The 25,640-nt window shown below is 62.5% G+C and carries 27 protein-coding genes, 1 tRNA gene and 3 pseudogenes; 11 read left to right on the forward strand and 20 right to left on the reverse strand.

Annotation, left to right across the window (positions count from 1 at the left end; genetic code table 11):
* Nucleotides 1-490, reverse strand: a 490-nt coding sequence (locus C725_RS16715; RefSeq protein ID WP_038282858.1) for a hypothetical protein, incomplete at its 3' end; no start/stop codon positions are given.
* A 122-nt stretch (nt 491-612) separates the two neighbouring features.
* Here C725_RS16715 and C725_RS10175 point away from each other — a divergent pair.
* From C725_RS10175 to C725_RS10185, 3 genes are read left to right on the forward strand one after another with little or no spacing between them, the layout of a single operon-like run.
* The gene (locus tag C725_RS10175; RefSeq protein WP_038282860.1) at nt 613-2,943 is read left to right on the forward strand and encodes an EAL domain-containing protein; all 2,331 of its coding nucleotides are present in this window, start codon (nt 613-615) and stop codon (nt 2,941-2,943) included.
* Nucleotides 2,944-2,953: 10 nt separating this feature from the next.
* Nucleotides 2,954-4,597, forward strand: coding sequence for an alpha-amylase family glycosyl hydrolase (locus C725_RS10180; RefSeq protein WP_008602618.1), 1,644 nt, complete (start codon nt 2,954-2,956; stop codon nt 4,595-4,597).
* Entirely contained in the window at nt 4,594-5,604 is a 1,011-nt protein-coding gene (locus C725_RS10185; RefSeq protein WP_008602620.1) for a glycosyltransferase family 4 protein, read from the forward strand. The genes C725_RS10180 and C725_RS10185 overlap by 4 nt, the downstream gene beginning before the upstream one ends.
* Before the next feature lie 1,038 nt (nt 5,605-6,642).
* Here C725_RS10185 and C725_RS10190 read toward each other — a convergent pair.
* The 3 genes from C725_RS10190 to C725_RS10200 form a co-directional block, all read right to left on the reverse strand.
* A complete protein-coding gene (locus C725_RS10190; protein WP_200858603.1) occupies nt 6,643-7,269 on the reverse strand; it encodes a DUF4336 domain-containing protein in 627 nt (208 codons plus the stop codon).
* Nucleotides 7,270-7,493: 224 nt separating this feature from the next.
* Entirely contained in the window at nt 7,494-8,357 is an 864-nt protein-coding gene (locus C725_RS10195) for a glucose 1-dehydrogenase (protein ID WP_008602623.1), read from the reverse strand.
* Nucleotides 8,358-8,388: 31 nt separating this feature from the next.
* Nucleotides 8,389-8,835: a DUF892 family protein gene (locus C725_RS10200; RefSeq protein WP_008602625.1), complete on the reverse strand. Its 447-nt coding sequence runs from the start codon at nt 8,833-8,835 to the stop codon at nt 8,389-8,391.
* 195 nt (nt 8,836-9,030) lie between these two features.
* Between C725_RS10200 and C725_RS10205 the strand changes: the two genes are divergently transcribed.
* Both C725_RS10205 and C725_RS10210 read left to right on the forward strand, forming a co-directional pair.
* Nucleotides 9,031-9,537, forward strand: coding sequence for a hypothetical protein (locus C725_RS10205; protein ID WP_008602627.1), 507 nt, complete (start codon nt 9,031-9,033; stop codon nt 9,535-9,537).
* A gap of 7 nt (nt 9,538-9,544) precedes the next feature.
* Nucleotides 9,545-10,027, forward strand: a complete 483-nt coding sequence (locus C725_RS10210; RefSeq protein ID WP_008600881.1) for a DUF421 domain-containing protein — start codon at nt 9,545-9,547, stop codon at nt 10,025-10,027.
* Between the two features lie 189 nt (nt 10,028-10,216).
* Here C725_RS10210 and C725_RS10215 read toward each other — a convergent pair whose 3' ends face one another.
* Complete coding sequence (locus C725_RS10215) at nt 10,217-11,275, reverse strand: glycosyltransferase family 2 protein (protein WP_184460244.1); 1,059 nt, start codon at nt 11,273-11,275, stop codon at nt 10,217-10,219.
* A 203-nt stretch (nt 11,276-11,478) separates the two neighbouring features.
* A complete protein-coding gene (locus C725_RS10220) occupies nt 11,479-11,778 on the reverse strand; it encodes a hypothetical protein (RefSeq protein WP_038282862.1) in 300 nt (99 codons plus the stop codon).
* Between the two features lie 424 nt (nt 11,779-12,202).
* On the opposite strand from C725_RS10220, the gene C725_RS15820 reads away from it, so the two are divergent.
* Both C725_RS15820 and C725_RS10235 read left to right on the forward strand, forming a co-directional pair.
* Entirely contained in the window at nt 12,203-13,030 is an 828-nt protein-coding gene (locus C725_RS15820; protein WP_078056258.1) for a Coq4 family protein, read from the forward strand.
* 38 nt (nt 13,031-13,068) lie between these two features.
* Nucleotides 13,069-13,684: pseudogene (locus C725_RS10235) on the forward strand (tyrosine-type recombinase/integrase).
* A gap of 91 nt (nt 13,685-13,775) precedes the next feature.
* Here C725_RS10235 and C725_RS15825 read toward each other — a convergent pair.
* The 8 genes and pseudogenes from C725_RS15825 to C725_RS15830 all read right to left on the reverse strand — a co-directional run bounded on the left by C725_RS15825 (nt 13,776) and on the right by C725_RS15830 (nt 19,912).
* Nucleotides 13,776-14,231, reverse strand: coding sequence for a GFA family protein (locus tag C725_RS15825; RefSeq protein ID WP_078056245.1), 456 nt, complete (start codon nt 14,229-14,231; stop codon nt 13,776-13,778).
* Between the two features lie 442 nt (nt 14,232-14,673).
* Nucleotides 14,674-15,866, reverse strand: a pseudogene (locus tag C725_RS10240) (IS91 family transposase).
* A gap of 6 nt (nt 15,867-15,872) precedes the next feature.
* Nucleotides 15,873-16,780, reverse strand: a pseudogene (locus C725_RS10245) (tyrosine-type recombinase/integrase).
* Between the two features lie 395 nt (nt 16,781-17,175).
* The gene (locus C725_RS10250) at nt 17,176-17,772 is read right to left on the reverse strand and encodes a nucleotidyltransferase domain-containing protein (protein ID WP_200858604.1); all 597 of its coding nucleotides are present in this window, start codon (nt 17,770-17,772) and stop codon (nt 17,176-17,178) included.
* A 226-nt stretch (nt 17,773-17,998) separates the two neighbouring features.
* Nucleotides 17,999-18,340 carry a FecR/PupR family sigma factor regulator gene (locus C725_RS10255; protein WP_038282869.1) on the reverse strand — a complete coding sequence of 114 codons (342 nt, stop codon included), beginning with the start codon at nt 18,338-18,340 and terminating at the stop codon, nt 17,999-18,001.
* The gene (locus C725_RS10260; RefSeq protein ID WP_051051337.1) at nt 18,333-18,839 is read right to left on the reverse strand and encodes an RNA polymerase sigma factor; all 507 of its coding nucleotides are present in this window, start codon (nt 18,837-18,839) and stop codon (nt 18,333-18,335) included. The genes C725_RS10255 and C725_RS10260 overlap by 8 nt, the downstream gene beginning before the upstream one ends.
* A 128-nt stretch (nt 18,840-18,967) precedes the next feature.
* Nucleotides 18,968-19,135 (reverse strand): hypothetical protein, encoded by a 168-nt coding sequence (locus C725_RS16415; RefSeq protein WP_160165726.1) that lies wholly within the window; start codon nt 19,133-19,135, stop codon nt 18,968-18,970.
* Nucleotides 19,136-19,163: 28 nt separating this feature from the next.
* Nucleotides 19,164-19,912 (reverse strand): IS5 family transposase gene (locus tag C725_RS15830; protein WP_149864640.1). Its coding sequence is split into 2 segments (ribosomal slippage): nt 19,164-19,579 and nt 19,579-19,912, totalling 750 coding nucleotides; the frame shifts between segments, so codons are not numbered across the junction.
* A 407-nt stretch (nt 19,913-20,319) separates the two neighbouring features.
* Here C725_RS15830 and C725_RS16990 point away from each other — a divergent pair.
* Entirely contained in the window at nt 20,320-20,565 is a 246-nt protein-coding gene (locus C725_RS16990; RefSeq protein WP_008602654.1) for an antitoxin Xre/MbcA/ParS toxin-binding domain-containing protein, read from the forward strand.
* 434 nt (nt 20,566-20,999) lie between these two features.
* On the opposite strand, the gene C725_RS10280 is transcribed toward C725_RS16990, so the two are convergent.
* From C725_RS10280 to C725_RS16420, 5 genes are all read right to left on the reverse strand, one after another.
* Nucleotides 21,000-21,076, reverse strand: a tRNA-Arg gene (locus tag C725_RS10280).
* Between the two features lie 219 nt (nt 21,077-21,295).
* On the reverse strand, nt 21,296-21,778 hold the full coding sequence (locus C725_RS10285; protein WP_008602655.1) for a DUF1178 family protein: 483 nt from the start codon (nt 21,776-21,778) through the stop codon (nt 21,296-21,298).
* Complete coding sequence (locus tag C725_RS10290) at nt 21,775-22,593, reverse strand: carbon-nitrogen hydrolase family protein (protein WP_008602656.1); 819 nt, start codon at nt 22,591-22,593, stop codon at nt 21,775-21,777. Before C725_RS10290 ends, C725_RS10285 begins: the two co-directional genes overlap by 4 nt.
* Nucleotides 22,593-22,853: a glutaredoxin 3 gene (gene grxC, locus C725_RS10295; RefSeq protein WP_008602657.1), complete on the reverse strand. Its 261-nt coding sequence runs from the start codon at nt 22,851-22,853 to the stop codon at nt 22,593-22,595. Before grxC ends, C725_RS10290 begins: the two co-directional genes overlap by 1 nt.
* 32 nt (nt 22,854-22,885) lie before the next feature.
* The gene (locus C725_RS16420) at nt 22,886-23,629 is read right to left on the reverse strand and encodes a ComF family protein (protein ID WP_008602658.1); all 744 of its coding nucleotides are present in this window, start codon (nt 23,627-23,629) and stop codon (nt 22,886-22,888) included.
* A gap of 48 nt (nt 23,630-23,677) precedes the next feature.
* On the opposite strand from C725_RS16420, the gene C725_RS16425 reads away from it, so the two are divergent.
* Nucleotides 23,678-24,478, forward strand: coding sequence for a class I SAM-dependent methyltransferase (locus C725_RS16425; protein WP_160165727.1), 801 nt, complete (start codon nt 23,678-23,680; stop codon nt 24,476-24,478).
* A 30-nt stretch (nt 24,479-24,508) separates the two neighbouring features.
* On the opposite strand, the gene C725_RS10310 is transcribed toward C725_RS16425, so the two are convergent.
* Nucleotides 24,509-24,913 carry a (deoxy)nucleoside triphosphate pyrophosphohydrolase gene (locus tag C725_RS10310; protein WP_008602660.1) on the reverse strand — a complete coding sequence of 135 codons (405 nt, stop codon included), beginning with the start codon at nt 24,911-24,913 and terminating at the stop codon, nt 24,509-24,511.
* Between the two features lie 106 nt (nt 24,914-25,019).
* On the opposite strand from C725_RS10310, the gene C725_RS10315 reads away from it, so the two are divergent.
* Entirely contained in the window at nt 25,020-25,196 is a 177-nt protein-coding gene (locus tag C725_RS10315) for a Flp family type IVb pilin (RefSeq protein ID WP_008602661.1), read from the forward strand.
* A gap of 199 nt (nt 25,197-25,395) precedes the next feature.
* The gene (locus C725_RS10320) at nt 25,396-25,584 is read left to right on the forward strand and encodes a Flp family type IVb pilin (protein WP_008602662.1); all 189 of its coding nucleotides are present in this window, start codon (nt 25,396-25,398) and stop codon (nt 25,582-25,584) included.
* The last annotated feature ends 56 nt before the right edge of the window (nt 25,585-25,640 follow it).

Genomic DNA, 25,640 nt, shown 5'->3' on the forward strand with positions numbered 1-25,640 from the left:
CAACGGCAATGGCGGCGGCAAGCCCGACACGCCGGGCAGCGGCAATGGTGGCGGCAAGCCGGACCTGCCGGGCAGCGGCAATGGCGGCGGGAAGCCCGACACGCCGGGCAACGGCAATGGTGGCGGCAAGCCCGACACGCCGGGCAACGGCAATGGTGGCGGCAAGCCTGACACGCCGGGCGACGGCAATGGTGGCGGCAAGCCTGACCTGCCGGGCAACGGCAATGGCAATGGCGGCGGACCGCCTCACGGGCCTGGTGAACCCGGTGATGGTGCCGATCAACATGGTGACGATTGGGACGATAACAACTGGGACGATGATGATCGTGATGACGACGATCGTGATGACGACTGGGACGATGATGATCGTGATGACGACGATCGTGATGACGATTGGGACGATGATGATCGCGACGATGACCGCGATGATGATGGCGACGAGCGTAGAGGGAACGATGCCTTCGAAGCGCGTACCCTTGTCGAGGGTCATCGCGCGGTGACGCCGGTGGACCGCCAGTCGATCATGGACAGGTCTCTTGAAGGACCGCGACCCCCGCGAGGCATAAGCATGTCAGGACGACCTACGGTTCACCCCTATTAGGCCCGCAAGACATGACCAGCATGATCCGGCACGGGAAAGGCAGTAAAGTTGCTCTGCTCTGTCTGCTGATCGTGCTCGTCGCTGCAAGTTGGCTCGGAGGTTTTGCGGCTTTCGAGAGACGGGTTCTGGATCTGCAAACGCACTTGGGTGAGCGCCAGGCGTCCGGCGAGATCCTTATCGTCGAGATAGATCCGAAAAGCATCGACGCGCTGAAGCAGTGGCCCTGGCCGCGGCGGCTGCATGCCCAGGCACTGAACGCACTGTCAGAACGCGACCCCCGCCTCATTGCTTTCGATGTGGATTTCTCGTCGCGACAATCGCCGGAAGACGACGCCGCGCTCAGCCGTGCGCTTCAGTCCACGAAGGCCACAACGGTTCTGGCTGCGTTCGAGCAGGCCAGCGCGGTAGAGGGCCGCTCTATCGCTGCGCTACCGCTTCCAGCGCTGCGAAGCAGAGCGTTCATAGGCAATGCCAACGTGCGCCCCGATCCGGACGGCGCCGTGCGCACCTATCCCGTGGCAGCCGAAATCGCCGGTCAATTGCGTCCGTCCCTGGCAACTTTGACGGCCGAAGCGAACGTGCAGCGCGCAAGCGAAATCCTGATCGATTACAGCATCGATCCCGCGTCGATCCCGCGCTTGTCGTTCATCGATCTGCTACGCGGCGACGTGGCGGTTTCTGCAATCCAGGGGAAACGGATCCTGATCGGCGCAACGGCGATCGAACTCGGGGACCGCTATCATATTCCCGGACGCGGCCTGCTTCCGGGTGTTGTCGTGCAGGCTTTGGCTGCGGAGACGATGCTGCTGCCAGCGCCGCCGATACCGCTGCCCCGAACGGCATCGGCGCTTGTTGCCCTTCTGATCGGCATAGCACTCGCTGCGATGTTCGGCCGGCAGAGACACTTCCTGGCCGCAGCGTTCATGACAGCGGCGGCGACCATCCTGAGTACGTATTGGGTGGATCAAACCTTCGGTGCCGTCCTCAATCTGGCGATCCCGACCTTGATATGGGGCGGACTGTTCGTCAGCGGTCTGGCCCTGGAGGTGCGATTGCTGCTCAAGAAGCGGGAACTTCTCAACCCGGTCACCGACCTGCCGAACCGGCGCTTGCTGGAGCGGGAGTTGATGAAGGAGGAACACCGGGCTCTGGCTCTCGTCCGCGTGCAGGGATATGATCGGATTGCGTCGGCCTTTGGCGTCGATGCCGCGCAAATGCTGATCCTTTCTCTGGCACGTCTCATTTCAGTGCGTAGCCAGGATGCGCCAGTATATCAGCTTTCGAACAATCTGCTGGCCGTGCTCCTCGATCCGGCGCGAACCGATCCGGAAATCTGGTTTGCCGGCGTGGAAATGAACCTGCGGCAAGGAGTCAGTGCGGACGATATTCGCGCCGACATCCGCGTGGTTGCAGGTTTCGACCTTGCGGGTCCGGAAGCCGATCCCAATTCGTCGCCCATCGACCGCGCGCTTCTGGCGTTGAGCCAGGCGGAAGAGGGGAAGCGGCGGCTAGGCCTGTCCGGCGGCCAGCAGGACCGCGACGGGGAGCAGTGGCGCGTCGGCCTTGCAGCGACGTTGCGAAAGGCTATCGAAGCCGGCCATCTCCGCCTTACCTTCCAGCCCAAAATGTGCATCGGAACGGGCGAAGTCACGCATGTCGAGGCCCTCGTTCGCTGGCTCGATCCGGAGCGGGGGCCGATCTTTCCCGACCAGTTCATTCCGCTTGCCGAGGCGAACGGTAGCATAAGCGATCTGACGCGCTTCGTCGTTGCGGAGGCAGCGGACATGATTGCGCGTCTTCGAGCGAACGGATTGACGACGGGCGTGGCAGTGAACATCTCGACCAACGATCTGGCGGATCCGGCCTTTGTCGAGTTCGTCGCCGAGACCCTAAGGCGAACCGGAATCCCGCCGGACGCCCTGACACTGGAAATCACCGAGACCGGGCTGATCGAAGGCCGAACCGAGGCGCTGGTCTCCGCACGCCGGCTCAAAGCCCTCGGCCTTCGCCTCTCGATCGACGATTACGGTACGGGCCAGTCCACCATGGCCTATGTCGAACAATTCCCGGCGGACGAGCTAAAGATCGACATGTCCTTCGTCATGCGAATGACAGACGACCGGGCGAACGCGATTCTCGTGAAATCCGCGATCGATCTGGGCCATGCGCTTGGCCTGAGCGTCGTGGCGGAGGGCGTCGAAACCGCTGGCATCCTGACTGCGCTCAGGGAACAGAGGTGCGACTATGCGCAGGGGTATCATATTTCCCGCCCGCTGGAGGCGGACGATCTTTTTACCTATCTTTCCGCTTCTCGCGAAGGAGTCTTGCGAAGCGCAGCCTGACCAGGCGGCTATGGCCGATGCCGCCTCGACCGGGGCCGGTTTCAGCATTCCCATTCGCGGCGGGCGGTGGCATGGCCGGACCATGCAGGACGGCGAACAGCATGCGTGGTGGCAGCGCGGAGTAATCTACCAGATCTACGCGCGTTCGTTTCAGGATAGCGACGGGGACGGGGTGGGCGACCTCCAGGGGATTGCGGCGCGGCTTGACCATGTCGCCGCGCTGGGGGTGGATGCGATCTGGCTGTCGCCAATATTCCCCTCGCCCATGGCCGATTTCGGCTATGACGTGGCCGACTATTGCGGGATCGAACCGATGTTCGGCGACCTTGCCGCCTTCGACCGGCTGGTGGCGCAAGTGCACCAGCGCGGGCTGAAGCTGCTGCTCGATTTCGTCCCCAACCACTCCTCCGACCAGCATCCGTGGTTTCTCGAAAGCCGTTCCAGCCGCGACAATCCGAAGCGCGACTGGTATATCTGGCGCGACCCGGCCCCCGGTGGCGGACCGCCCAACAACTGGATCAGCGACTTCGGCGGCAGCGCCTGGGAATGGGACGCGAAGACGGGGCAGTACTACCTTCATGCCTTCCTGCCGCAGCAACCGGACCTCAACTGGCGCAATCCGGAACTGAAGCGCGCCATGCTGGATGTGTTGCGGTTCTGGCTGGACCGCGGCGTCGACGGCTTCCGGATCGACGTCCTGTGGCACATTGTGAAGTCGGAGGGACTTCCCGACAATCCGCTGAACCCCGACTGGGGGCCGGAGCGGACCGAGCGCGACCGCCTGATCCAGCAGCACTCTACCGACCAGCCGGAGGCCCACGCGATCAGCGCCGAGTTCCGGGCGCTGACCGACAGCTACGCAGACCGCGTCCTGATCGGAGAGATCTTCCTGCCGAATGATCGCCATGCCCGCTGGTATGGCACGCCGGATGCCCCGCAGGTGCACCTGCCGTTCAACTTCCAATTGATCGAGAATGCGTGGGAAGCGCCCCGCCTGAGAGTGGTCATCGCGGATTATCTGGCCTCGCTCCCCCCGCATGGCTGGCCCAATTGGGTACTCGGCAGCCACGACGCGCCTCGCATCGCCGGACGTATTGGCGAGCGTCAGGCCCGTGTGGCCATGATGCTGCTGCTGACCCTGCGGGGCACGCCAACGCTTTATCAGGGGGACGAACTGGCGATCGGGGAGGTGCCGATCCCGCCCGAGCGGATACGCGACCCGCAGCACCACCGTCAGCCGCACCTCGATATCGGCCGCGACCGCTCTCGCACCCCGATGCCGTGGGACGGCTCCCAGCCACATGCCGGCTTCAGTTCCACCGAGCCATGGCTACCGCTGAATCCCGACTGGCCGACCCGCAACGTCGCGGCACAGGAGCAGGATCCCGCCTCCATGCTCGCTCTCACCCGCGCGCTGCTGGCAATGCGGCGGGCGGAGCCGGCGCTGGCGGTCGGCGGAATGCGCCTTCTGGACGCCCCGGACGGTGTGCTCGCCTATGAGCGCGAACATGGCGAACGGCGGTTGACCATCTTGCTCAACCTGACGCCGCGCAGCATTGCCGCGCCATGGGAAGGAACGCCGCTTTTCTCCACGCTCGACCGGGCGGCGGACCCTGGCATGCTCCGCCCGGACGAGGGGCTGATCGTCGCATGAAGGTCGCCATGCTCGCCCCCATCGCCTGGCGCACGCCGCCGCGCCACTATGGCCCGTGGGAACTGGTCACCCACCTGCTGACCGAGGCGCTCGTCGCACGCGGTATCGACGTCACCCTGTTCGCCACGCTCGACAGCCTTACCTCCGCCCGGCTCGATGGCGTGGTTCCGGCGCCCTACGAAGAGGATCCGGCAATCGATGCGAAGGTCTGGGAATACCGCCACCTCGCGCATCTGTTCGAACGGGCGCGCGAGTTCGACCTGATCCACAACCAGGCCGACTTTCCCGCCCACGCCTTCGCCAAGCTTGTGGAGACGCCAATCGTCACCACCATCCACGGTTTTTCTTCCGAACGTATCCTGCCGATGTACAAGCCGTTCGAAAACCGCGTGCATTTCGTTGCGATCAGCGAGGCGGACCGCCACCCGGATCTCGCCTATGCCGCGACGATCCATCACGGCATCCGCCTTGACGAATTCGCGTTGAATCCGGACGGCGGCGAGAATCTGCTGTTCTTCGGCCGCATCCACCCGGACAAGGGCGCAGCCGAGGCGATTGCCGCCGCCCGCGCCTCCGGCCGCCCCCTTGACCTCTACGGCATCGTGCAGGATCGTCCCTATTTCGAGCGGGAGGTCGTCCCGGCCTTGGGTGAGAGCGTTCGCTATCATGGCCCCGTCGGTGGAGCGCGGCGCACGCAGGCGCTTGGGAAGGCGCGTGCGCTTCTCCATCTGATCAATTTTGAAGAACCGTTCGGTCTGTCGGTGGTGGAGGCAATGGCCTGCGGCACGCCCGTCATCGCCCCCCGGCGCGGCTCCATGCCGGAGCTGATCGAACATGGCGTGACCGGTTTCCTGGTCGATTGCCCCGCCGAGGCGGTGGCGGCCATCGACCGCGCCGGCGACCTCGATCGCGCCGCGATCCGCCGCCACGCCGCCGAGCGGTTCAGCGTGGAGCGGATGGCGGACGAATATTCCTCCCTCTACCGCCGGATCATCGCGGCGGGCTGAGCCTGACGCGCGAGCCCGCTCGCCGGCCGATCCAAGCCCCCAAAGCCTGCTTCCGAATGGCGGCGAGGGGGGGCGCTACGATCAGTGGCGGCTTCGGCCCTGCCGACACGTGTTCCAGCGGCAGCGCTTTCACTCATAACGAAGGGCCCGCACAGGACTGGTGCCGGCGACGCGCCACGCATGCGCGGCAATCGTGGCAATAACGATAAGGAGAGCCAGCGCCCCTGCAACGGGACCGGTGTCAGTTCGATACGGGCGTCGAAATTGTTCAATCGGTCGCGCATCAGCCATCAGGTTGCTGGCCAAGCAATCAGACTGGCAATTCCTGTCAGCCGTAATCCTTGCTGCCGCCGTAGCCTTCCGGCTCTGAACGAGTCTGAACCCAAATCTCTCCGAAACCGGATAACAGTTCAAATAGAAGGATGACGATCCACCAATATATGGCACCGGGTCAGTGGCCATTTCCATGACGATAGCTTGAAAAGAAGCCTTGATATAGATCTTTCTGCTTCATGATTGGCCCTCATCGATCCTCCCTTCGTATGAGAATCCGTGAGTAAGTAAAAACAAAAACAACGGATAACAGCGTAGCTGTGATAAATGCGAATTTTGTCTGCCCGACATCTAAATACGGGCGGCCGCCATTACAATGAATCAAAAGTAAGGAAACTAGACTCAATAGAAATATAACAGCACACGAGCCATAAAACATTAAACCAGTATTCCCCGTCACGACTTTACGAATTAACATCGTGACGTGAAATATACCCGCAACCAGAAACAGGAAAGCCATTGGACTGTAAGAAAGTGCTTCCATAGCAAGTGATATTCGTAGGCTCGTGAAAGGTGCTGTCAACCCACTGTTTCCTAAGGAATTCACGGCAACGTTATCAATGTAGAAGAAGGAGCACTGGCATTGCGGGGAGAACCTTGCGTGGCCATCGATCTAGCCAGTTCCCGCCGACCGATCTCCACGGCCTCAGGCGGGTGGAGCGGCCCCGGTCGGCGCCTGGTTAAGAGCCCTTCTCGCCCGGCCGCTTAGATCAGCCAGCCGAAAGCCTGCTTGAGGCGCTCAGACCCGCGATCTTTGAACCAGTTCCCGTGCGCGAACACGGTGCGCTCCGGCTCCAGCGCGAGCATTTCCTGTATCGCAGCCTTGGCGCTCTCGCCGCCTGCTCGAACGGCCAGCCGCACATGCAGGGGCGTGGTGCCGCCTGTTGCCCTGGCAACCCGCATCAGGGCGGCAGTGATGCTCGGAAGCTTGCCGGGCTCGAGATTGTCGATGAGATCAGTGAGCACCAGAGTGCGGCTTTCCGTATGAAAGAAGTACGCTTCGTTGAAGCCAGCTCCGCCTGTAATGAGAGCTTGTCTGATTTCACCGGCCCAGTCTTCTGGCGCGGCAGCACCCAGATCCTGATCGATCTTCACGTCGGAGTTGCGCACCGGGCGCCGATCCCGCAGTCCCGGCACTCCCCAAGTCTTCGCGTCCGGAAACGCCCGCTGCCAGTCGGACAGAAAGGTCCAGTGGCCCATGCTTGGCGCGATCAGGTGAGCGACCCGGCCAAGCGCTTTCACCTCCTCCATCAAGGCTGCAGTCAGCCGGATCGGCGAATGAAGCAGCAGTTCACCGCTCCGCAAGCGGATGATGGTCATGCGGATGGGCAAGACGGTGCCCATCGCTCTTATGGGGCCGCCGTCGACAATCCAGATGCCCGTCCCAATCGGCTTCGGCGTATCGAGCGGCGGATAGCCGATACGGTCGCGCTCTTGGGCTCCGGGATGCGTACGGCTGGACCTTGCAAGAGCGACAGCCGCGATCGCGACGGCAGTGCTTCCGACCAGTGCGAGAGCTAAATTGCGCCTGCTTGCCATCCGATGAAACCCTCAACTCAGATGAATGGCTTGCCGCCGGTCACTGCCACGGTTGCGCCCGAGACATAGCTCGCCTCGTCCGTCGCCAGCATCACGTAGACCGGTGCAAGTTCCTTCGGCTGCGCGGGACGCTCCATGGGGTAGCTCTTGCCGAACTCCTTCACCTGCTCGGGCGGCATCGTCGAAGGGATCAGCGGCGTCCACACCGGCCCCGGCGCGACACAATTGACCCGGATGCCGCGCGAGGCGAGCAGCTGAGCCAGGCCCCCGGTGAAGTTCTGGATCGCACCCTTTGTCGTCGCGTAGGGCAGCAGCGTCTTTTTAGGTGTGTCGGCGTTCACGGACGTCGTGTTGATGATCGCGCCCTTATCGCCCATGTGCGGAACCGCCGCTTTCGAAAGATAGAACATCGAGTGGATGTTGGTGCGGAAGGTCAGATCCCACTCCTCGTCCGGGATTTCCGTCAGTTCCGTGTAGGTCATCTGATGGGCGGCGTTGTTGACGAGGATGTCGATCCGTCCGAACGCCTCGACCGCCTTGTCGATGATGGCACGGCAGTGCTCCGCGGATCCAATGTCGCCCGGCATCAGGACGGCCTTGCGTCCCGCCTTCTCCACCCAGTTGGCAGTGTCCCGGGCATCCTCGTCCTCGTCGAGATAGGAGATCAGCACGTCCGCACCCTCGCGGGCGAACGCGATCGCCACGGCCCGGCCGATTCCGCTGTCGCCGCCAGTGATGATGGCCTTCTTGTTCTCAAGGCGTCCGGAGCCTCGGTAGCTCTCTTCGCCATGGTCGGGCCGCGGATCCATCGCGCCCGTGACGCCGGGCACTTCCTGTTGTTGTTCGGGAAGAGGAGGTTTGACCTCATCGAGAGTGCTCATCAGTCGCTCCACTGAGATGCGTGGGACCGGCCTAATGCTGGTCGATGGCGGATTTGATCCATTCGCGGTGGCGCCGTTCGTCGGCCAGGTTTTCGCGAAGCACCGCCAGAATTTCAGGCGAGGTCTCGCCGTGCTCGACCGCCTTCTCATAGGATTTGTTCGTAACTTCTTCGTTTGCGAGCATGGCCGATAGAACCGCCTTGTCGGAGCCGACCACGCCCGCCAGCTTCACTTTTCCTTCGGTCAAGATCTTCATCGCACCGGCCGCCTGCGGCACGTCGGCACCGCGTTCCGAAATGAACGGCGCCAGATTCTGCGTATGTCTGCGATGATCCTCGCAATAGCTGCGGAGGTGCGCTCTCGCATCCTCGTCCGAAAGCCGCTCAATCGCTTCTTCGTAGGCAGCGATTGCGTCGTAATCGAGTTTCACGAGATCCTGCAGAATTTTCGTGAAGTGGTCATCGTCAACGGTCGCCATAGCCGCACCAATCCTTTCCTGTCTCCGATGGTTCACAGGTTGACGAGAAAATCCGGTCCTCGCGCTAACATTTGTGCCCTTCCTCAATCTTGCGGCGTCCCGCCTTCAAGGAAAAGCGCTTTGGCTTTCGGATCCCTGCCACTAGCATCCGCGCAGACCTTCAGATGACGGATCGAAACAGACGCAAGGCGTTGGATGGGCGAGAACAGACAGGCCGCGGGCGAGGCCATCGAGATCGAAAGCGACCGCCGTTTCCAGGAGCGTCTTTGGACTTTGCAGCGCGTCTGCTGGCTCGTGATGTTCGGGCTTGTGTGCGCGGCGCTTCTCGGTGCGACCGGTGCTGGCGGTTCGCTCGCCGCTGGCAAGACATCCGGGATGGGCGCGTCCGTCGAATATCCGCGCATCGCCAGATGGCAGCGTGCGGAACGGGTGGAGATATCCCTGGCCCCCTCGGCCATGTCCGAAAGTCAGCTTTTGCTGGGAAGAGGCTTTCTCGACAGCTTTTCCGTTTCCAGTATGACGCCGCAGCCGAAAGCGACCCAGGCACGCAGTGACGGTGTTTTGCTGACGTTCGGGAAATCTCCGGGCGCGCCCGGAACCGTGTCGATCATGGTTCGGCCGGAAAAGCCGTCTCTTCCGAAGGAAATGCACCTGACGATAGACGGCGCGCGCCTTTCCTTCACCTCCATCGTTCTGCCCTGAGGTCGTCATGGAAAGTGTCGTTCGCGGATTTGCCGTCTATCTGATCCTCCTGCTGGTGTGCCGGGCGTCGGGGCGGCGGACGCTGGCGCAGATGACGCCGTTCGATTTCGTCCTGCTGCTGATCGTCGCCGAAACCACGCAGCAGGCTCTTTTGGGCGATGATTTTTCGATCACGAACTCCGTCGTCCTGATCGTCACGCTTTTCGTGGTGGATATCGGTTTTTCTTATCTCAAGCGGTCTTCGCCCGGCGTGGCGAAACTTCTCGACGGCCAGCCGACCCTTCTCATGCACAACGGAGCGGTCGATCACCGGGCTCTCCGGCGCGCGCGTGTCGACACCGCCGACCTTCTCGTCGCGGCAAGAAGCCAGCATGGAATCGAACGCCTCGACCAGATCAAGCATGCCGTGCTGGAAACGGATTCCGGCATAAGCATCATCCCTGCAGAACGCGGAACCGGAGAGGAAACGGACAGCCGAAGCTGCTCCTGACCGCAGGACATGCCCGCTGCGGGCAGGGCGAGCGATCACCACATCCTCTTGCAGTTCTTGGGGGTCTTTCCGCCGGTTGAATAACTACCGCGAACATCGCCCGCGGCACCGCCCTGCGTATCACTGCCGTGCGGTTGTCCGGCCCGAGCGGCGGGTTCGGGCGCTTCCTCCGAGCCAGGAAAACCTACGTCAGTCGAGCGAAGGTCGTGGGGGACCTTGCGCCGCGGCAAGGACGCTGGCCTCGCCGTCTCGGGATCGGGAGTGTTCGCTGCGCAGCCTCCGCAGCGAGGTCGCGCTCCGTTGGAGGCGACTTCCGCGATAGCGCACGCCGCCTTCGAGGAAAGCAACGAGGGCGAGCCAGGAGGTAATTGATCGCTCCAGCAGCCACAGGGGTGCCCAGAGGGCGCTGCTGGGCGGAAATACGCTGGCTCCCCCTGCGCGCCGGCGTCCCAGCTCCGCCACGCCGCAGGACGCCGCAGCCGCCACGACAAGCAGGCGGGGCCTGTACGAGGTCAGAACGATCGCGCCCGGCAGAATGGCAAGCGTAGCGGCAAGACGGAGCGGACGTGCCCATTCATCGTAGGCCTGCCTCACCCGTTGATGGCTGAAATGCTTGAACGAGGGCGGACGGCGCACGACGAAAAGGTCCAACGGCACCATTTCTCGCCCGCCTCCGGCCTTGATGGTGCGCACCAGTTCGAGGTTTTCGAACAGGACGTCGCCCGCATACCCGCCTGCGGCGAGCAGGACCGAGCGGCGTACGCCGAGCGTGCCGGGCCAGTCGCCTCCGGAAAGGCGTGCAAACAGGGTGCGTGCGGTATCCCAGCGGGCGTGCCAGGGCGCCGGGCGGAACCAGTTCTGCGGTCTCACCACATCGGCCCCAAGCAACAGATCCCCCAGCCGGGCCAGTTCGCTGCGCCGGTAACGGATGTCGTCATCACCGATAACGACTCGTTCATAGCGGGAAAGCTGGACTCCCGTCACCACTCCGGCAACCTTTCCATTCGGGGTATGGAATTGCGGCCGCACATGGCGCACGTGCGCGCCCCACGCGCGTGTGTGCGCTTCGAACACTGCGTCAGGAGATCCATCGACAACAATGACGTCGTCCAGCTCTCTCGCAAGACGCAGCAGATAGCCGGTAAGCTGTCGGGTCCGCGGCGCGGTGGCGGCGATCGGCAGGACATAGCTGATGCCCGCCACCTTGGCCTCCTGCGCGCGCACCGCTATCTGGCGACCTGTCTCCACTACCCGCATCCTGTGCGGCCACCCGCGCCCGGTCGCCAACTTACATTACGCAGCTGCTCGGCTCGACCGGTTTCTGTCGCCATTATGCTGTTTTCGCCAGGAGATGAGCTGATCTACTCCTCATTGCACGTTGCAGGGGTGGGGTTGCGGCGCAGCCGTCGGGCGTTCAGGTCGCCCGCGTGGCCACTGCGCCGTAGATTATATCAACTCACCCATGGTTCTGCTCCAGACACGCCCAGCTGGCGGACGAGCCTTCGTGACACCCGCTGTCCGCGCTGCGCGACCACTTGCGCGAAGCTTCTGCGCCAGTCGGCGAATGGTCGCGCTGGCGCGCGCTGGTGCTCGATGACCCGCTCCAGCACAACGATGCGATTCATGCAGCCGCGTTTGCCCAGCTCGTCGGCAACATGGACCGGACGAAGGATTACCAAGTGCTCCTGACAACGCACGATCTTGCGCAGGCGGAGTTCCTCAAGCGCAAGTTCGGTGCACGCAACACCCATGCTCGGTCCTGCACTTGCTCGGACGCGGCGAAACCGGCGCCGACTGGGCATTCCAGCCGTCATCTGGGGGGCAGCAGCAAGCGGCAGCGGCCGTCTAGCGCGGAACCCCCGTGCCTAGCTCGATCGTACGCGAGACGAGAGGAGAGTGCGAACCGCCGAAGGGCCATTGTCTCGCCTATCTTCCGTCCCTCCCCTGCGGAGGGACTTGCTTGCCTAAGTTCGCTGTCAAACCTCTCGCGCCATGGGGTACAATACCAAGTTGGTAATTAGAGTGGTTGTCCGCAATTAGGGCACGAGATCCGAACGACGGCTTTTTAGCGTCTCGGCCCAAGAACGGTCAGTCTCCTCGCGGCCCAGCTTGAGCCGACGAGCAAGCACTGTCATTAGTGGCATCATACCTTCGGAAACTTTGGGCTTCGCGATCATGCCATCGTCCGCTTCCCTCGCTGCCACCGTCGCTAACGACGGCACGCCGCTCATCCATGCTTCGCGACCCCCGCGCAAATATGCTCCGCTAAAGGCTTTTGGGCATTTCCGCGAACTTCTGAAGGACAAGGAAAACACTGCGGAGGTGTTCAACATATTCGAGTCGCTTCCGTCGCGCAGTTTCCTCCCCCGCGTACTGGACCTCACTTGCAGTCAGCGGGGTGAGCGGTTGCGGAAGCAAGAGCCATCTCTGCCACCGTTGCTGGATGACCATGAGTCGCTGCGGCGCCTGCCGAAAGGCTCGGTCGCGCACGCCTACTGCGATTTTATGGAGAGCGAAGGCCTCTCCGCTCGCGGTCTCGTTGCCGAAGCGGAAAAGCTCGGGCGGCGGACATATGATGATCTTGTGCAGTGGTTCAGCGATCGCAGCCGCGATACCCACGATTTGATGCACGTATTGACCGGTTATGGCCGGGACGCGCTTGGAGAGATTTGCGTTCTCCTCTTCACCCATGGCCAAAGCCCAAGCCAGGGGCACTTGTTGATTGGATATGCCGGTGCCCTCAACATTCGAAAATTGACGAGGCAGCGCGGGCCGGTTTTCAGGGCATGTCGTCAGGCGCAGCGGACCGGAAGGGCGTGTCCTGCTCTTGTAGGGTTATCGATCCGCGATCTCTTGGCGATGAACCTGGAAGAGGCACGTCGGCGATTTAACATCTCCGAACCGAATTTCTACAATGAGTGTCATCAAGTCTGGCGCAGTGAGGGTATCGATCCCTATGATCTGCACGCTTCAGAAGGCAGTTCGGCCGAAATCTGGGCCTGACGTCTCAGCAAATGCGCTCATGCGTTCGTCCTAATCCCATGCGCGGCGTTGATCTGGCCCATGACGCCGATGACCTGACCCCAGCTTTCCTCCGGCTCGGATTAACTCAGAAACAAATCTGGGCGATCCGCTTCCATCTCGACCGCGAAGGCCGATTGAGGGACAAAGCACTTTTCGACCTCGCCATCGACAGCAAGTTGCGCGGCTGTGACTTGGTCAAGATCAAGATCGGCGATGTCGTCGCAGGCGCTGATATTCGCAATCGAGCCATCGTCATCCAGCAGAAGACCAATCGTCCCGTGCAATTCGAACTCACTGCCGACGTCCGCTCGACGCTGCTGTCGTGGTTGGAACGCCGGGGCGGCTCGACCAGCGATTATCTGTTTCCGAGCCGAGTAGACCATGCTGGCCATATGAGCACACGTCAGTATGCCCGCCTAGTCGACGAATGGGTGACAGCCATCGGGCTACGGAATGCGAATACGGGACGCATTCGCTCCGGCGGACGAAAGCGGTGATGATCTACCGCGCCACGGGCAACATCCGTGCGATCCAGATCTTGCTAGTCATACCAAGATCGAAAATACGGTCCGCTATCTCGGGGTCGACGTGGAAGATGCTTTGCTGCTGGCCGAACGTACGAATTTGAATTGAGATGGCGGTCGGCCGTCGGCATTGGCCGACCGCTTTGGTTTGCGACCCCGGCGCAACAATTGACCGACTTGGGTGGAAAGCGGACGGTTTGTTAGTCGACGATTCCGACCAGTTGCAGCCATTCGTTATTCGTCTGTGGCTGGCCGTCCATCGTCGCTGCGCCAGCCGGAAGTTGAATCCATTTCTGTTTGCTCTGAACCCACATATGAGCTTTCGGGTGGACATCGACGCTGTTGTCGAGGGTGCCACATCGAAGAGACGCAAATCCCACGTGTTGATTATTCTCTGCGAAGATGCGTGACTTGCAAACTGCACAGCCGTAGATCGACGACTTCGCTCCGCTTGGTTGCAGCAGTTCCCCGATATCCAGATCGCCTTGAACGTCTAAATCTGCCCTAGCGATGAGCATATGCTCACTGAATGCACTGCCCGTTCGGGCTTGGCAATCGGTACAATGACATGCGTAAGGGTTCATTCGCATACCTTCGCGAAGCACGTAAGTGACCGCGCCACAAGCACATCTGCCGGTTAGTTCGCCCTTCATCATGCACCCTCGCGTTTGACCCTCAAGATATCGCTTCGATGACAGGTAATGGAAAGATGCGCCATAGCCAGGAACGTCCGGCAAGGCGTCGGTTGCCGAACGGCGGCTTCCTAAGTTTTTCCGCCAGAACCGGAAGGGCAGCAGACGTTTAGAGTTTCGGACGCCGCGAGGCGTCGGAAAGTCGACGGTGCCCGAACCCGCGGGCCGTACGTGGTACGCTATGGGGATTTCGACTTTGCGCTGATCCAGACGGTTGCTGACGGTGCCGATAAGCGGAAGGGTCTGATAGCAGCCCGTCCGATTTTGCGACGACAAAGCAGCCGTAGGACGCCGGTACGTCCGATTTTGGTGATGCGACCACCGCTTTTGGGCAGGTAATATGCGGACGTTACCGCCGCCTGAAGCGTGGCTGCGGCGGGGTGGAACAGTGTCATGCCGTGCCGGGTCACGGCGCAGGGTTCCCGGATAGAGCGGCTGCGCTTGGCGGACCGCGTGGCGGATGGCAGCGCTGGAACGTCTGGATGACGACCATGCGCCCGCCGCAGCAGGGGTACGGTGGGCGGGGGTCGAGCGGTTCGGTGGTCATCTCGTTCGTAGCAGGCCGTGCGATCGCGAGCAGCTGCCGGGCGCGTTCGAGATGGGCCTTGCGGGTGCCGGCGGCGAGTAGACCGTAATGGCGGATGCGGTGGAACCCGCGCGGCAGGCAATGCAGCAGGAAGCGGCGGATGAACTCGTCGGCAACCAGCGTCATCACCTGCTGGCGATCTGATGCGGAACGGCGATAGTCCTTGTAGCGGAACGTGACCCCATCCTCGTCGAGCCGCAGAAGGCGACTGTTCGAGATGGCGACACGGTGGGTGTAGCGCGAGAGATAGGCGAGCACAGCCTCGGGACCGGCGAACGGCGGCTTGACATAGACCACCCAGCGCTTCTTCCTGACTGGAGACAGGTGGCGCAGGAAGAAGCGCCGGTCTGCGAGAGGCGCCAACTGGCCGAAGAAGGCGAGCTTGCCGGCATCGTGGAGCGCCAGCACCCGGGTCAGGAATAGGCGCCGGAACAGGGCGCCCAGTACGCGCACCGGTAGCAGGAACGCCGGGCGGCCGGGACCCAGCGCTCGCCGTCCGGTGCGATACCGCCTCCCGGCACGATCATGTGGATGTGCGGATGGTGGGTGAGCGCCGATCCCCAGGTGTGGAGCACGGCTGTAATGCCAATCCGGGCGCCGAGATGCTTCGGGTCGGCCGCGATGGTGAGCATCGTCTCCGAGGCACTCTTGAATAGCAGGTCGTAAATCAGCGCCTTGTTGTGGAACGCGATGGCGGCGATCTCAGCGGCGAGCGTGAACACGACGTGGAAGTAGCCGACCGGCAGCAGGTCGGCTTCGCGCGCCGCGAGCCAGTTGCGTGCGGCCACACCCTGACACTTGGGGCAGTGACGGTTGCGACAGCTGTTATAGGCGATCCGCCAATGGCCGCAGTCGGTGCAGGCCTCGACGTGACCGCCCAGCGCAGCAGTGCGGCAGTGCTCGATCGCCGACATGACCTTGAGCTGATGCAGGCTCAGCTGCCCGGCATGAGCGGTTCGATACGCTGGCCCGGCGGCACGGAAGACATGGGCGACCTCGAGCGAGGTGCTCACCGGTTCTCAGCCGCTCGGTGCCTTCTTGTCCGGTCCGGCCAGCGCGAGCCGGTCGAGCGGGCTGACCACCGCCCGCATCGTCTTCGTCGCCACCTGCGTATAGAAGGCGGTGGTGCCCAGCTTGGCATGGCCGAGCAGCGCCTGGATGACGCGGATATCGACGCCGTCTTCGAGCAGGTGCGTTGCGAAGCTGTGCCGCAGGGTATGCGGTCCCACACGCTTGGTGATGTCTGCCACCTCCGCCGCCTGGACGACGACGCGGTGGAGCTGGCGGGTGCTGATCGGCAGCGTCGCGTTCTGACCCGGGAAGAGCCAGCCATCGGCGTGTAGCACGCCCTGCTGCCGCCCGGCGCGCCACCAGTCACGCAGCAGCACGAGCAAGCCCTCGGGCAGCATGGCATTGCGATAGCGTCCGCCCTTGCCGCGTTCGATCCGGAGCAGCATGCGCTTGCTGTCGATGTCGCACACCTTGAGCGCCGAGACCTCACCGACGCGCAGTCCCGCGCCATAGGCGACCGACAGCGCGGCCTGGTGCTTGATGCAGGTGGTGGCGTCGAGCAGTCGCTTCACTTCCGCCAGGGTCAGCACCACCGGGATCTTGCGGGCGTGTGCGGTCCGGACCAGCCTGCGCGCGAGCTCGGGCCGGTCGATCGTGTGGGTGAAGAAGAACCGCAGCGCCGCCACGACGCTGTTCATGGTCGGCGCCGGAACGCCCGTTCCCGCTGCTCGATCTGGAACCGCCGCACATCCTCGGCCGTGGCGGTATGCGGCGAGCGGCCCAGCCAGGTCGCGAACCGCCCGACATCGCGCAAATAATTACGCTGCGTCTCCGGACTGAACCGGCGCATCGTCATATCCTCGATCAGCCGCTGGCGCAGTGGGCTGATCGGTTCGACCGGGACAAGATCGTTCATCACTCGACTCCTCAGGCTGAAGGAGCCGAAATCGTCTGCCTTTGCGCCCTAAGCGCTACGCTCGATGCTCTGCATCATCCCCGCCGCCAGCACCCCTCCCGCGAAGCGGGTTCGTGCACCGGCCCAGACCACACCGTTTTTATAGACTTTTCGTAACGCGATCATCCTGAGGCTCGAGCGCTTGCGTCTGCGCGGTCCGAACGGAGCGAAAGACGAGTTCCACCCCGCCGCCGTAGCCCAAAACCTCCGAAAGCTCGCCAAGATGAAGCCGATCCCAGGCCTCGCACCCGCCTGAGCAAGCCGGGGCCTCCGTTCGTCCGCTATCCGGAGCAGTCTTCAACCCGAACCGACAGCGACTTCTTCAACAGAAAAAGGTGGAAACCTGCCAAAGCCCCTCAAGCCCGCCACTCCGCAGGCGCGGTCCGGCGATCTCCCTCGAGCAACCGGCCGCCGTGTGGGGCCAGTTCACTCTCCGCCAAGGCGATTACGGGATCGGGTTGACCAACCTCGAAGAGCGCCCGAAACGCGGTATCGAAGCGGCCGCCCAATGCGTGGTCTGCTTTCGTCAGGAGCCGCGGCGTCCACTTCCCTGCGCCGCTCCATCGGCCTCGGCCTCGCAACGCCAACTCGGCCAACTTGGAATAGAGCATGGCACCGATGGCCAGAAGTTCAGGCGCGGTCCGTTCTCCCCGCAGGTCATCGACCGCGTCCGTGATCTCGTAGCGCAGCGCATCCAACTCGGCCTGCGTCAACGCCGGTGGGCCAGCCCTCAAGCTCGCCGAAACGGCATGCTGGAGCGCTGCGGCGCATTCCAGGTCTTTTCCGATCGTTTGGCTTTCGGCGATCATGCTCAGGATCGAGGGGCGCCCCCGCGCTGCGTCATCGTTGACGAACCAAGCCAGCGTACCTGGATCGTGAACGAACGCTTCGACCGGGGCACCTTTAAAGGTGAAGGACTCTCGGCGGGCCGCTTCCAGTTCGTCGAAGACCACGACGAGATCGATGTCGGACAGGTTTGTCCCTTCCCCCGCATGATCGACCCAGCGACAAAAGCGAAGGAGGCGTCCCGATATCGCTCGCGGACCACGGCTCGGCCGATCGTCAGAGCTTCAGACGGTGACGGGCATGAATAAAGGCTCATTCTGTCCCCGTCAACACCAGGTCGGGCTGCTCCTTACCCGCCGCCGAGCCGATCTGTTCGATGGACACATGGACGGGCTATCGCGCCGCGCGGGAACGGCTGCTCTCCCATATTCGCGGCGGCGCGCAGAAGAACGTCATCGTCGTGGGCGGCGCGCCGTAACCCGCAAAGAGGACAAGGATGCCGGCACATGCGGCGGCCATCCGCTTGCGCTTCGTTTCGCGCTTTCGGCGATAGGCATGGAGGACCGTTTCCATATTCGGCCCCATGATCCGCTGCCACATCCGATCGAACAGTTCCCTGCGCCGCGGATCGCCTCGCAGCCAGCGCTCGAAGCACTGCTGGTCGACCGGCTCGTCATTCATGAAGGTCGCGACCCAGTGCGCCGCCTCCAGTTCCATCGTCTCCGCTTCAGACATCGGCGCGCTTCTCGATCAATTCCATCGCCCGGTGCAGATCGAGCACGGCGCGCGCCACATGCATATCCACCGCGCCCGGCGTAAGGCCGAATTCGCCGGCCGCCTCCTTCGAGCTGAGGCCATGAACCCGGCGGCTGACAAAGACCTTCCGCCGCAAGACCGGCATCTTCGTAAGCACCCGCGAGACGATTTCCACCAGTTCGCGATGCTCCAACTGCCGCTGGATGTCGGAATGCTCACAAGCCGTATTCTCGTCGAGCTCCACGGTCGAGAACCTCTTGTCCCGCCGGAAATGGTCCCTTGCGAGATTTATGGAGATCCGGCGCAAAAAAGAGAGGGGATTGGAAATTCTAGTCCCCGTCTTCTGACTGTAGGCCAGGTATCGGAGATAGGCCTCCTGAACGATGTCCTCGCTCAGAGATCTCTCGCGCACATGGCGCGAGACATAGCGCATGAGCTCGCCCCGGGAGGCACTGATATCGAAGCTCTCATAGTGCATGACGGGCGCCGATATTTGCGCATTGTGACGCCCGGATTAAACGTGAGGAAAATCACGTCGTGCTCCGGAAATTCGGAGCACAGCGATGGTGTGCGATCACGAACCTGCATTCGGCATCCACTTGAAAATCAAAGCCTTATGTTCCGTAGCTGGCGATTGAACAGCAGTTCCTCGATATTCGCCAGCAGGCCGGACTCGTCCCGCATGATGAGCTGGCAGTCGTTATTCAGAGCGGAGTCGGGGTTCTCGTTGGTGACGTTGAAGCACATCGTCGAGCAACGGGCGGCCTCTGCCATCTCTAGGCTCAGGACTCATTGATCACAGCTAAAAGATGACGGTGGCGGCGATGCAGATGGCCGAGAAGAAGGTGTGTGCGCATCTGTCGTAGCGGGTGTGGATGCGGCGCCAATCCTTGAGACGGCCAAACATGATCTCGATCTTGTGGCGCTGGCGGTAGAGGGCAGCGTCGTGCGGGATCGGCACACGCCGGTTCGCCCTGGAGGGGATGCAGGCAGAGATCTTGCGATCGGCCAAAGCAGCGCGGAACCAGTCTGCGTCATAACCTCGATCGCCGAGCAGGGTTTTGGCCCTGGGCAGTGCATCAAGCATCAAGGCAGCCCCTTTGTAATCGCTCATCTGCCCTTCGCTGAGCGCCATGATCAGCGGGCGCCCGTGATCGTCGCAGACGGCGTGAAGCTTGGAGTTCAGGCCACCCTTGGTGCGTCCGATACGGCGGGGAACAGCCCCTTTTTGAGCAGGCTGGCAGCGGTGCGGTGTGCCTTGAGGTGAGTTGCATCGATCATCAGCTGGTCGGGCCTGCCGCCTTTGGCGGCCAGCGCAGCGAATATCTTGTTGAACACGCCAAGCCGGCTCCAGCGGATGAATCGGTTGTAGATCGTCTTGTGCGGCCCGTAGCCGGTCGGCGCGTCCCGCCTGCGCAGACCATTGCGGATCACGAAAATGATCCCGCTGACGATCCGCCCGTCATCGACCCGAGGAATCCCATGTGACAGCGGAAAAAACGGCTCGATCCGGCGCATCTGCGCCTCGCTCAACATCCACAAATCACTCACCGGTAGCGCCTCCTCGCACTCCCGTTGAATGAGCTCGAGGTCGTTCCCGCAAGCACTTTAATGGGTCCTGGGCCTAACGCGGACGCGGCATCACGAAGCCGCCAGTATATATTTCAGACAACAGTTTCATCATGGCGGGTAGGACAGAGGTACATACGCAGCAAGCACCAGAGTTGCCCGTCACCGCAAAAATCGACTCTTAAACCTATTATTTTGACCGCTTCAGGGGCGCAGGTTAATTATTCTGATTATCGAAATTGGCGGCGCCCTGCTGACTGACTTTTGCACGCCCTAAGTTGGGCCGACTGCGGACTGGCAGGTTTAGGGAAACGCTCGCCGGATTTTCGAAAGAGCAATGGCTTGAGACCCGGGACGGCAAAGAGCCAAACGAACTTACGCGGGAACAGATGGTGCGAGCGTCCTGTATCATCGGGATCTTCCGGTGCCTTCGCATCATCTTCAACGGCCCGCTTGCCTATGGCTGGATGACGCATTCTAACAAGGGTCCGCTCTTTAACGGAAACCGTCCGATCGATGTAATCAATGCTGGTGGGCCGGAGGATTTGGTCAAGGTTCGGGAGCACCTACTGCACCTTGGAGGAGGATGCATCGACAGCGGTATGGAAGACGAGTTCGAGCCGGATATCAGCTGAGGTGATTTGGTGACGGCTGTGCGCTGTTAGCCTCGGCTCATATGAAGTCGAGCGCCACGTTGGCATCAGACCGGCGCTTTTAGTATTCCGGCCGTCAGAGACGACAATGAACTGACGGATGCCCACGAGACCCGCCGTGCATTGGTAGCAAGACCCGACACGTCGCTACTGAAGTCTTCTCTTGGACGACGAGCATAAACGCACCCATGAAATTGGTGCGCAGTCCTGTTTTAAAATCAAGTCTATCGCAGGCGAAGGCACTGCTAAGATCGCGGCACTTTTGGTGTGGCTCGACAGAGAGCGTTCAGGCTTTTCAGCTTAAGCCGACGCATCTGCTGGCCAAAAATGAGCGAACGGACGTCTTAACTTGCGCAGCGGACGTCTTAAGCTGTCCAGAGGCACGTTCGTTTTTGTCGCCACAATTCGAACGGAAATGGTGCGCCCGGCAGGATTCGAACCTGCGGCCCCCAGATTAGGAATCTGGTGCTCTATCCTGCTGAGCTACGGGCGCTCGCAGCCTTTCGGCATCTGCACGGCGGCTGGGGGTGGGGTCAAGTCGCGGGTGTGTTTCCTGTGAGAAGAGGGCAAGCGGGGGCTTCCTGAAATTCGGACCGCGGGGCATTGCGCGGTTTCGAAGGCCCGCGCTCGATATGTCTGGTCTGAAGCCCGGGAACGTAGCGCCCGCGCGTCGGGTGCTCGGAGCGGAGAAGGGGCAGGCTGCCCGCCCTCCTTAGGCGTCGCTTCGCGGACGGACCGGGAAGAGGAGGGGGAAGGCGGCAACGCCTTCTTCCCTCAGTTCCTTCGCCTCGCCGGCACCCGTTTCCCCATAGATCGAGCGGTGTTCCTGCTCTCCATAATGCATCGCGCGGGCTTCTTCGGCAAAGCGGCTGCCGACATATTCGCTTTTGGCAACAGCCTCGCTCTGTGCCCTTGCCAGCGCGGCCAGCATGGTTTTCACAGCCTCGGGGCTGGGCGGCGTGGCCCCCTCAGCTTGCGGGGCATCCTTCATCGCAGCGGCGGCAGCCATATCCGCATCGCTCCGCGCCGCTCCGCTTGAAATCGCCAGTGCACTCGGCGTCCGTTCGATATCCGTGCTTTCGCAAAAGGGGCAGGCGACCAGGTCGCGGTCCTTCTGCGTCTCATAGTCCCTGCGACTGCCGAACCACGCCTCGAATATATGTCCGCCGGCGCATCTCAAATCATAAACGATCATGGGAAGGCTATATGGGCGCGATGATCGCGTGAGGGAAGGCGCCGCCGAATCTCGGCCACGCGGGCAAGATCGATGTCGCAGATGGCGGTTCCGGGTGTTTCGCCCATGTCGAGGAGCACCTCGCCCCAAGGATCCACGACCAGCGAATGGCCGTAGGTGGCGCGGCCATCCTCATGCGTCCCCGTCTGGGCCGCGGCTATTACGAAGGCGGTGTTCTCGACGGCGCGCGTCCGGGCGAGGAGGTGCCAATGCGCGGCCCCCGTCGGGCGCGTGAAGGCGGCGGGTGCCGCGAGCAGGTCGGCGCCCGCTTCGCTAAGGCAGTCATAAAGCCGCGGAAAGCGCAGATCGTAGCAGATTGAAAGGCCCAGCCGTCCCGCCGGCGTGTCGGCGACCACAGGGTGGCCACCAGCGTCGAAGCTTTTCGATTCCCCATAAGTTTCGCCGCCGCCCAGATCGACATCGAACAGGTGAATCTTGTCATAGCGGGCGACGATCGTGCCGTTCCCATCGATCAGGAAGCTGCGATTGATCAGGCGGTCGCTGGCGGCGGTGGTCTTGATCGCCAAAGACCCGAGCGCCACCCAGGTGCCCGTTTCGGCGGCTGTTTTTCGGACCGCGGCGAGGACCATGTCGGCGTTCTCGGCCACCGTATGGCTGAGAAGGCGTTCGCGATTCTTGTCGAGACAGCCGCTCATTTCCGGGGTGAAGACAATTCCGGCCCCCTCCGACGCCAGACTGCCGATCGCACCGGTCAGCGCGGCCGCATTGCGCGCTGGCTCGATGCCACTGGTCATCTGGACGAGGCCGATACGCATTACGCCTCCTGCAACAGGGTATCGAGCCGCCCGTCGCGTTCCAGCGCGGCGAGGTCGTCGGATCCGCCCACATGCGTCTCCCCGATGAAGATTTGCGGCACCGTGCTACGCCCGCCGGAGCGGGATAGCATCTCCTGCCGCTTCTCCCCGCCCATCGAGATGTCGATCTCGTTGAAGTCGGCACCCTTCTTTGAAAGCAACGCCTTTGCCCGGGTGCAATAGGGGCAGAGAAACTTCGTATAGATGTCGATCTTCGGCATGAGATCTCCTTTCGCCCGCGGCTGCCGCGAGCTTATTCGGCAGCCGTTATGAATTCCTTTCGGTCCGTCGGCAGAGCACGGGCGAACGTCACCACGTCGACCGATGCCGCCCCGGAGCGGACGAGGATCGCGGCCGCGGAGTTCACCGTCGCGCCCGTCGTCATCACATCGTCCACTAGCACAACGCGTCGTCCCTCGACACGGGTCCGGTCGGCGCGAAAGGCGCCCTTCGCCGCGCGGAAACGGGCGGCGCGGCCGAGACCCGCCGTAGAATGCGTCGGCTTTACCCGCTGCATTGCCGAAAGCGCCATTGGAATGCCGCTAAGCCGTGCCAGCGCCAGTGCCAGCAATCCCGCCTGATTGTAGCCGCGCTGACGCAGGCGGCGCGTATCGAGCGGGATGGGCACGAGCAACTGATCGGCTTCGGTGGCCGGCATCAGGCGCAGCATCTGCTCTGCCATCAACAGCGCGAGATGCGTACGCGCGGCATGTTTGAAACCGAGGAGGACGGGAACGACGGCGCCCTCATAGCGGAAGGCGGCGCGTGCACGGCGGTAGGGCGGCGGCGTGTCCGCACACGCACCGCACTGCGCGGCTGCGGCCATTTCAACGTCGAACGGCAATCCGCATATTGCGCAGCAAGGGTCCGTCAGGAAGGAGAGCTGCTGCCAGCACGCCGAGCAGAAACGCCGATCCTCAACGACGATCTCACGGCACGATGGGCAGCGCGGCGGCAGAACGAGATCGAGAAGGGCGTCGGCGGCGCGGCGAAACATGACAGCGACCTTACAGGCTCTGCGCGCGCTGCCTATATGCGTGCGCGCATGAACGACGACGAAAACAGGATCGCGCCATTCGACCGCAACGCTCGCCGCCGCGCGCGTGAGCGTGCCGTCAAACGATATGGAGAGTTCGCTTTCCTGAAGGATGCGGTCAGCGAAGATCTGGCCGGCCGGGCCGCTGGGTTCGATCGGCGCTGGGCGCGCTGCCTGGACCTTGGCGCTCATGACGGACGGCTGGGCGCGCGTATCGGCGCCAAGACGCTGATCGCGACCGACAGCGCCTATGGGTTTGCCGCACCGCTTCGAGGCGTGGTGTGCGACGAGGACCGCCTGCCCTTTGCCGAGGACAGTTTCGACATCGTCGTGTCGGCGCTCAGCCTGCATAGCGTCAACGACCTACCCGGCGCCCTGGTGCAAATTCGCCGGCTTCTCCGGCCGGGCGGGGTCTTTCTGGCCGCTTTCGTGGGCGGCGCCTCCTTTGCGGCGCAGCGCAGTGCGCTGCTGCATGCGGAGATGGAAGCAAGCAGCGGCGCCTCACCCCGCCTGTTGCCGATGGTGGACCCCGCCGAAGCTCCGGGCCTGCTGCAGCGAGCCGGCTTTGTCGATCCCGTCGTCGATCAGCATTGGATAACGGTCAAATACAGGGGGGCGCAGGACATGGTGCGCGATCTTCGCGGCATGGGTGAGACGAATGTGCTGGCAGCGCGTGAGCGGGCGCCCATGGGAAGGGGGCAGGTGGGCGCGCTGCTGGCAGCGGCCCATACCGGGGCCGATCAGCGTATCGAGGCGCAGGCGGAAATCCTGACGCTGACGGGAAGAGCGCCGGAGGCTCCGGGAGAATAGCGGGGGTCCGCTGGAGCTTTGGACGGTGCGTCAGACCAGCGCATCGAGCAGGCCGATGAGCGGCCGGTCGGCCGGCGGCATGTCGATGTCGAACATGGCGGCCGGGCGTGCCCACCGCAGCGCCTGACCCTCCCGTCCCTCCGGCCGGCCGGTCCATTTCCGGCAGACGAACAGCAACAGGATCAGATGAAACTCGTCATACTCGTGGCTGGCGAAGGCGATGGGCGACAGACAGGAGCTGTGTGTCGAGATGCCCAGTTCCTCGTCCAGCTCCCGGATCAGCGCGAGTTCCGGACTCTCGCCAGGATCGATCTTTCCTCCGGGAAACTCCCATGTGCCGGCGAGATGCTTTCCTGCGGGACGCTGGGCAAGAAGGACGCGGCCATCCCGGTCGACAAGGGCGGCGGCGGAAACGAGGATTGTAGGCTTGGACATGAGCGCGCACGGTTAATCGCCTCGCTGCCTTTGGCGCCAGTCTTTTGTTAACCGCCAAGGGGTAGACCGCCTTGCGCAGTCGATCGGCGAAGCAAAGGTCCAGGGCATGAGTTTATTTTTCCGCCGGCTGAACAGGGATCGGCGCGGGGCGACGGCCATCGAGTTCGGATTGCTTGCCGGCCTCATCGCGATTGCCGCGCTCGCCGGGTTCAACGCGTTCGGAGAAAGCCTCGAAAACATGTGGGATGGAGTGAAGAACGAGTCCGTCGGAGCGATGGGCTAGCGGATCGAACGGCTCCACTGTCCGATTCGGATCAAATTTCGGACACAATTACAATGGTCTGACCAGTCGCCCCAAAAAGTCCGCCCGCCATTAAGATGTTCTCAAGAGACCCAGAGTAAACCGGGCAATGCTGACCCATCGAGGACCGGGCCAAGCAGCACATTCGCGTCAGATACGTACCGTAACCAAGGAGAATCTCATGTCCTTCATCCGTAATTTCCGCCGCGACGAGGAAGGCGCGACCGCCATTGAGTACGGTCTGATCGCCGCCCTTATCGCCGTTGCAGCCATGGGCGCCATGAGCGCACTTGGCGACAGCGTCGGCAACACGTTCAATACCGCATCGAACAAGATGAGCACGACGACGACGAACCAAGCTGGTCAGTAAGACGGGTCGTACTCGCTAAAAAAAAAGGGGAGCAGCTGTTGCTGGCTCCCCTTTTT

The sequence above is a fragment of the Pacificimonas flava genome, from assembly GCF_000342165.1.
GTDB lineage: Bacteria > Pseudomonadota > Alphaproteobacteria > Sphingomonadales > Sphingomonadaceae > Pacificimonas > Pacificimonas flava.

Excerpts from the sequence above, each read along its gene's own strand:
- C725_RS10175 (WP_038282860.1), top strand. The coding sequence starts at position 613 with ATGACCAGCATGATCCGGCACGGGAAAGGCAGTAAAGTTGCTCTGCTC.
- C725_RS10180 (WP_008602618.1), top strand. The coding sequence starts at position 2,954 with ATGGCCGATGCCGCCTCGACCGGGGCCGGTTTCAGCATTCCCATTCGC.
- C725_RS10185 (WP_008602620.1), top strand. The coding sequence starts at position 4,594 with ATGAAGGTCGCCATGCTCGCCCCCATCGCCTGGCGCACGCCGCCGCGC.
- C725_RS10195 (WP_008602623.1), bottom strand. The coding sequence starts at position 8,357 with ATGAGCACTCTCGATGAGGTCAAACCTCCTCTTCCCGAACAACAACAG.
- C725_RS10200 (WP_008602625.1), bottom strand. The coding sequence starts at position 8,835 with ATGGCGACCGTTGACGATGACCACTTCACGAAAATTCTGCAGGATCTC.
- C725_RS10205 (WP_008602627.1), top strand. The coding sequence starts at position 9,031 with ATGGGCGAGAACAGACAGGCCGCGGGCGAGGCCATCGAGATCGAAAGC.
- C725_RS10210 (WP_008600881.1), top strand. The coding sequence starts at position 9,545 with ATGGAAAGTGTCGTTCGCGGATTTGCCGTCTATCTGATCCTCCTGCTG.
- C725_RS10220 (WP_038282862.1), bottom strand. The coding sequence starts at position 11,778 with ATGGGTGTTGCGTGCACCGAACTTGCGCTTGAGGAACTCCGCCTGCGC.
- C725_RS15820 (WP_078056258.1), top strand. The coding sequence starts at position 12,203 with ATGCCATCGTCCGCTTCCCTCGCTGCCACCGTCGCTAACGACGGCACG.
- C725_RS15825 (WP_078056245.1), bottom strand. The coding sequence starts at position 14,231 with ATGATGAAGGGCGAACTAACCGGCAGATGTGCTTGTGGCGCGGTCACT.
- C725_RS10255 (WP_038282869.1), bottom strand. The coding sequence starts at position 18,340 with ATGTCTGAAGCGGAGACGATGGAACTGGAGGCGGCGCACTGGGTCGCG.
- C725_RS10260 (WP_051051337.1), bottom strand. The coding sequence starts at position 18,839 with ATGCACTATGAGAGCTTCGATATCAGTGCCTCCCGGGGCGAGCTCATG.
- C725_RS16415 (WP_160165726.1), bottom strand. The coding sequence starts at position 19,135 with ATGGCAGAGGCCGCCCGTTGCTCGACGATGTGCTTCAACGTCACCAAC.
- C725_RS16990 (WP_008602654.1), top strand. The coding sequence starts at position 20,320 with ATGGTGCGAGCGTCCTGTATCATCGGGATCTTCCGGTGCCTTCGCATC.
- C725_RS10285 (WP_008602655.1), bottom strand. The coding sequence starts at position 21,778 with ATGATCGTTTATGATTTGAGATGCGCCGGCGGACATATATTCGAGGCG.
- C725_RS10290 (WP_008602656.1), bottom strand. The coding sequence starts at position 22,593 with ATGCGTATCGGCCTCGTCCAGATGACCAGTGGCATCGAGCCAGCGCGC.
- grxC (WP_008602657.1), bottom strand. The coding sequence starts at position 22,853 with ATGCCGAAGATCGACATCTATACGAAGTTTCTCTGCCCCTATTGCACC.
- C725_RS16420 (WP_008602658.1), bottom strand. The coding sequence starts at position 23,629 with ATGTTTCGCCGCGCCGCCGACGCCCTTCTCGATCTCGTTCTGCCGCCG.
- C725_RS16425 (WP_160165727.1), top strand. The coding sequence starts at position 23,678 with ATGAACGACGACGAAAACAGGATCGCGCCATTCGACCGCAACGCTCGC.
- C725_RS10310 (WP_008602660.1), bottom strand. The coding sequence starts at position 24,913 with ATGTCCAAGCCTACAATCCTCGTTTCCGCCGCCGCCCTTGTCGACCGG.
- C725_RS10315 (WP_008602661.1), top strand. The coding sequence starts at position 25,020 with ATGAGTTTATTTTTCCGCCGGCTGAACAGGGATCGGCGCGGGGCGACG.
- C725_RS10320 (WP_008602662.1), top strand. The coding sequence starts at position 25,396 with ATGTCCTTCATCCGTAATTTCCGCCGCGACGAGGAAGGCGCGACCGCC.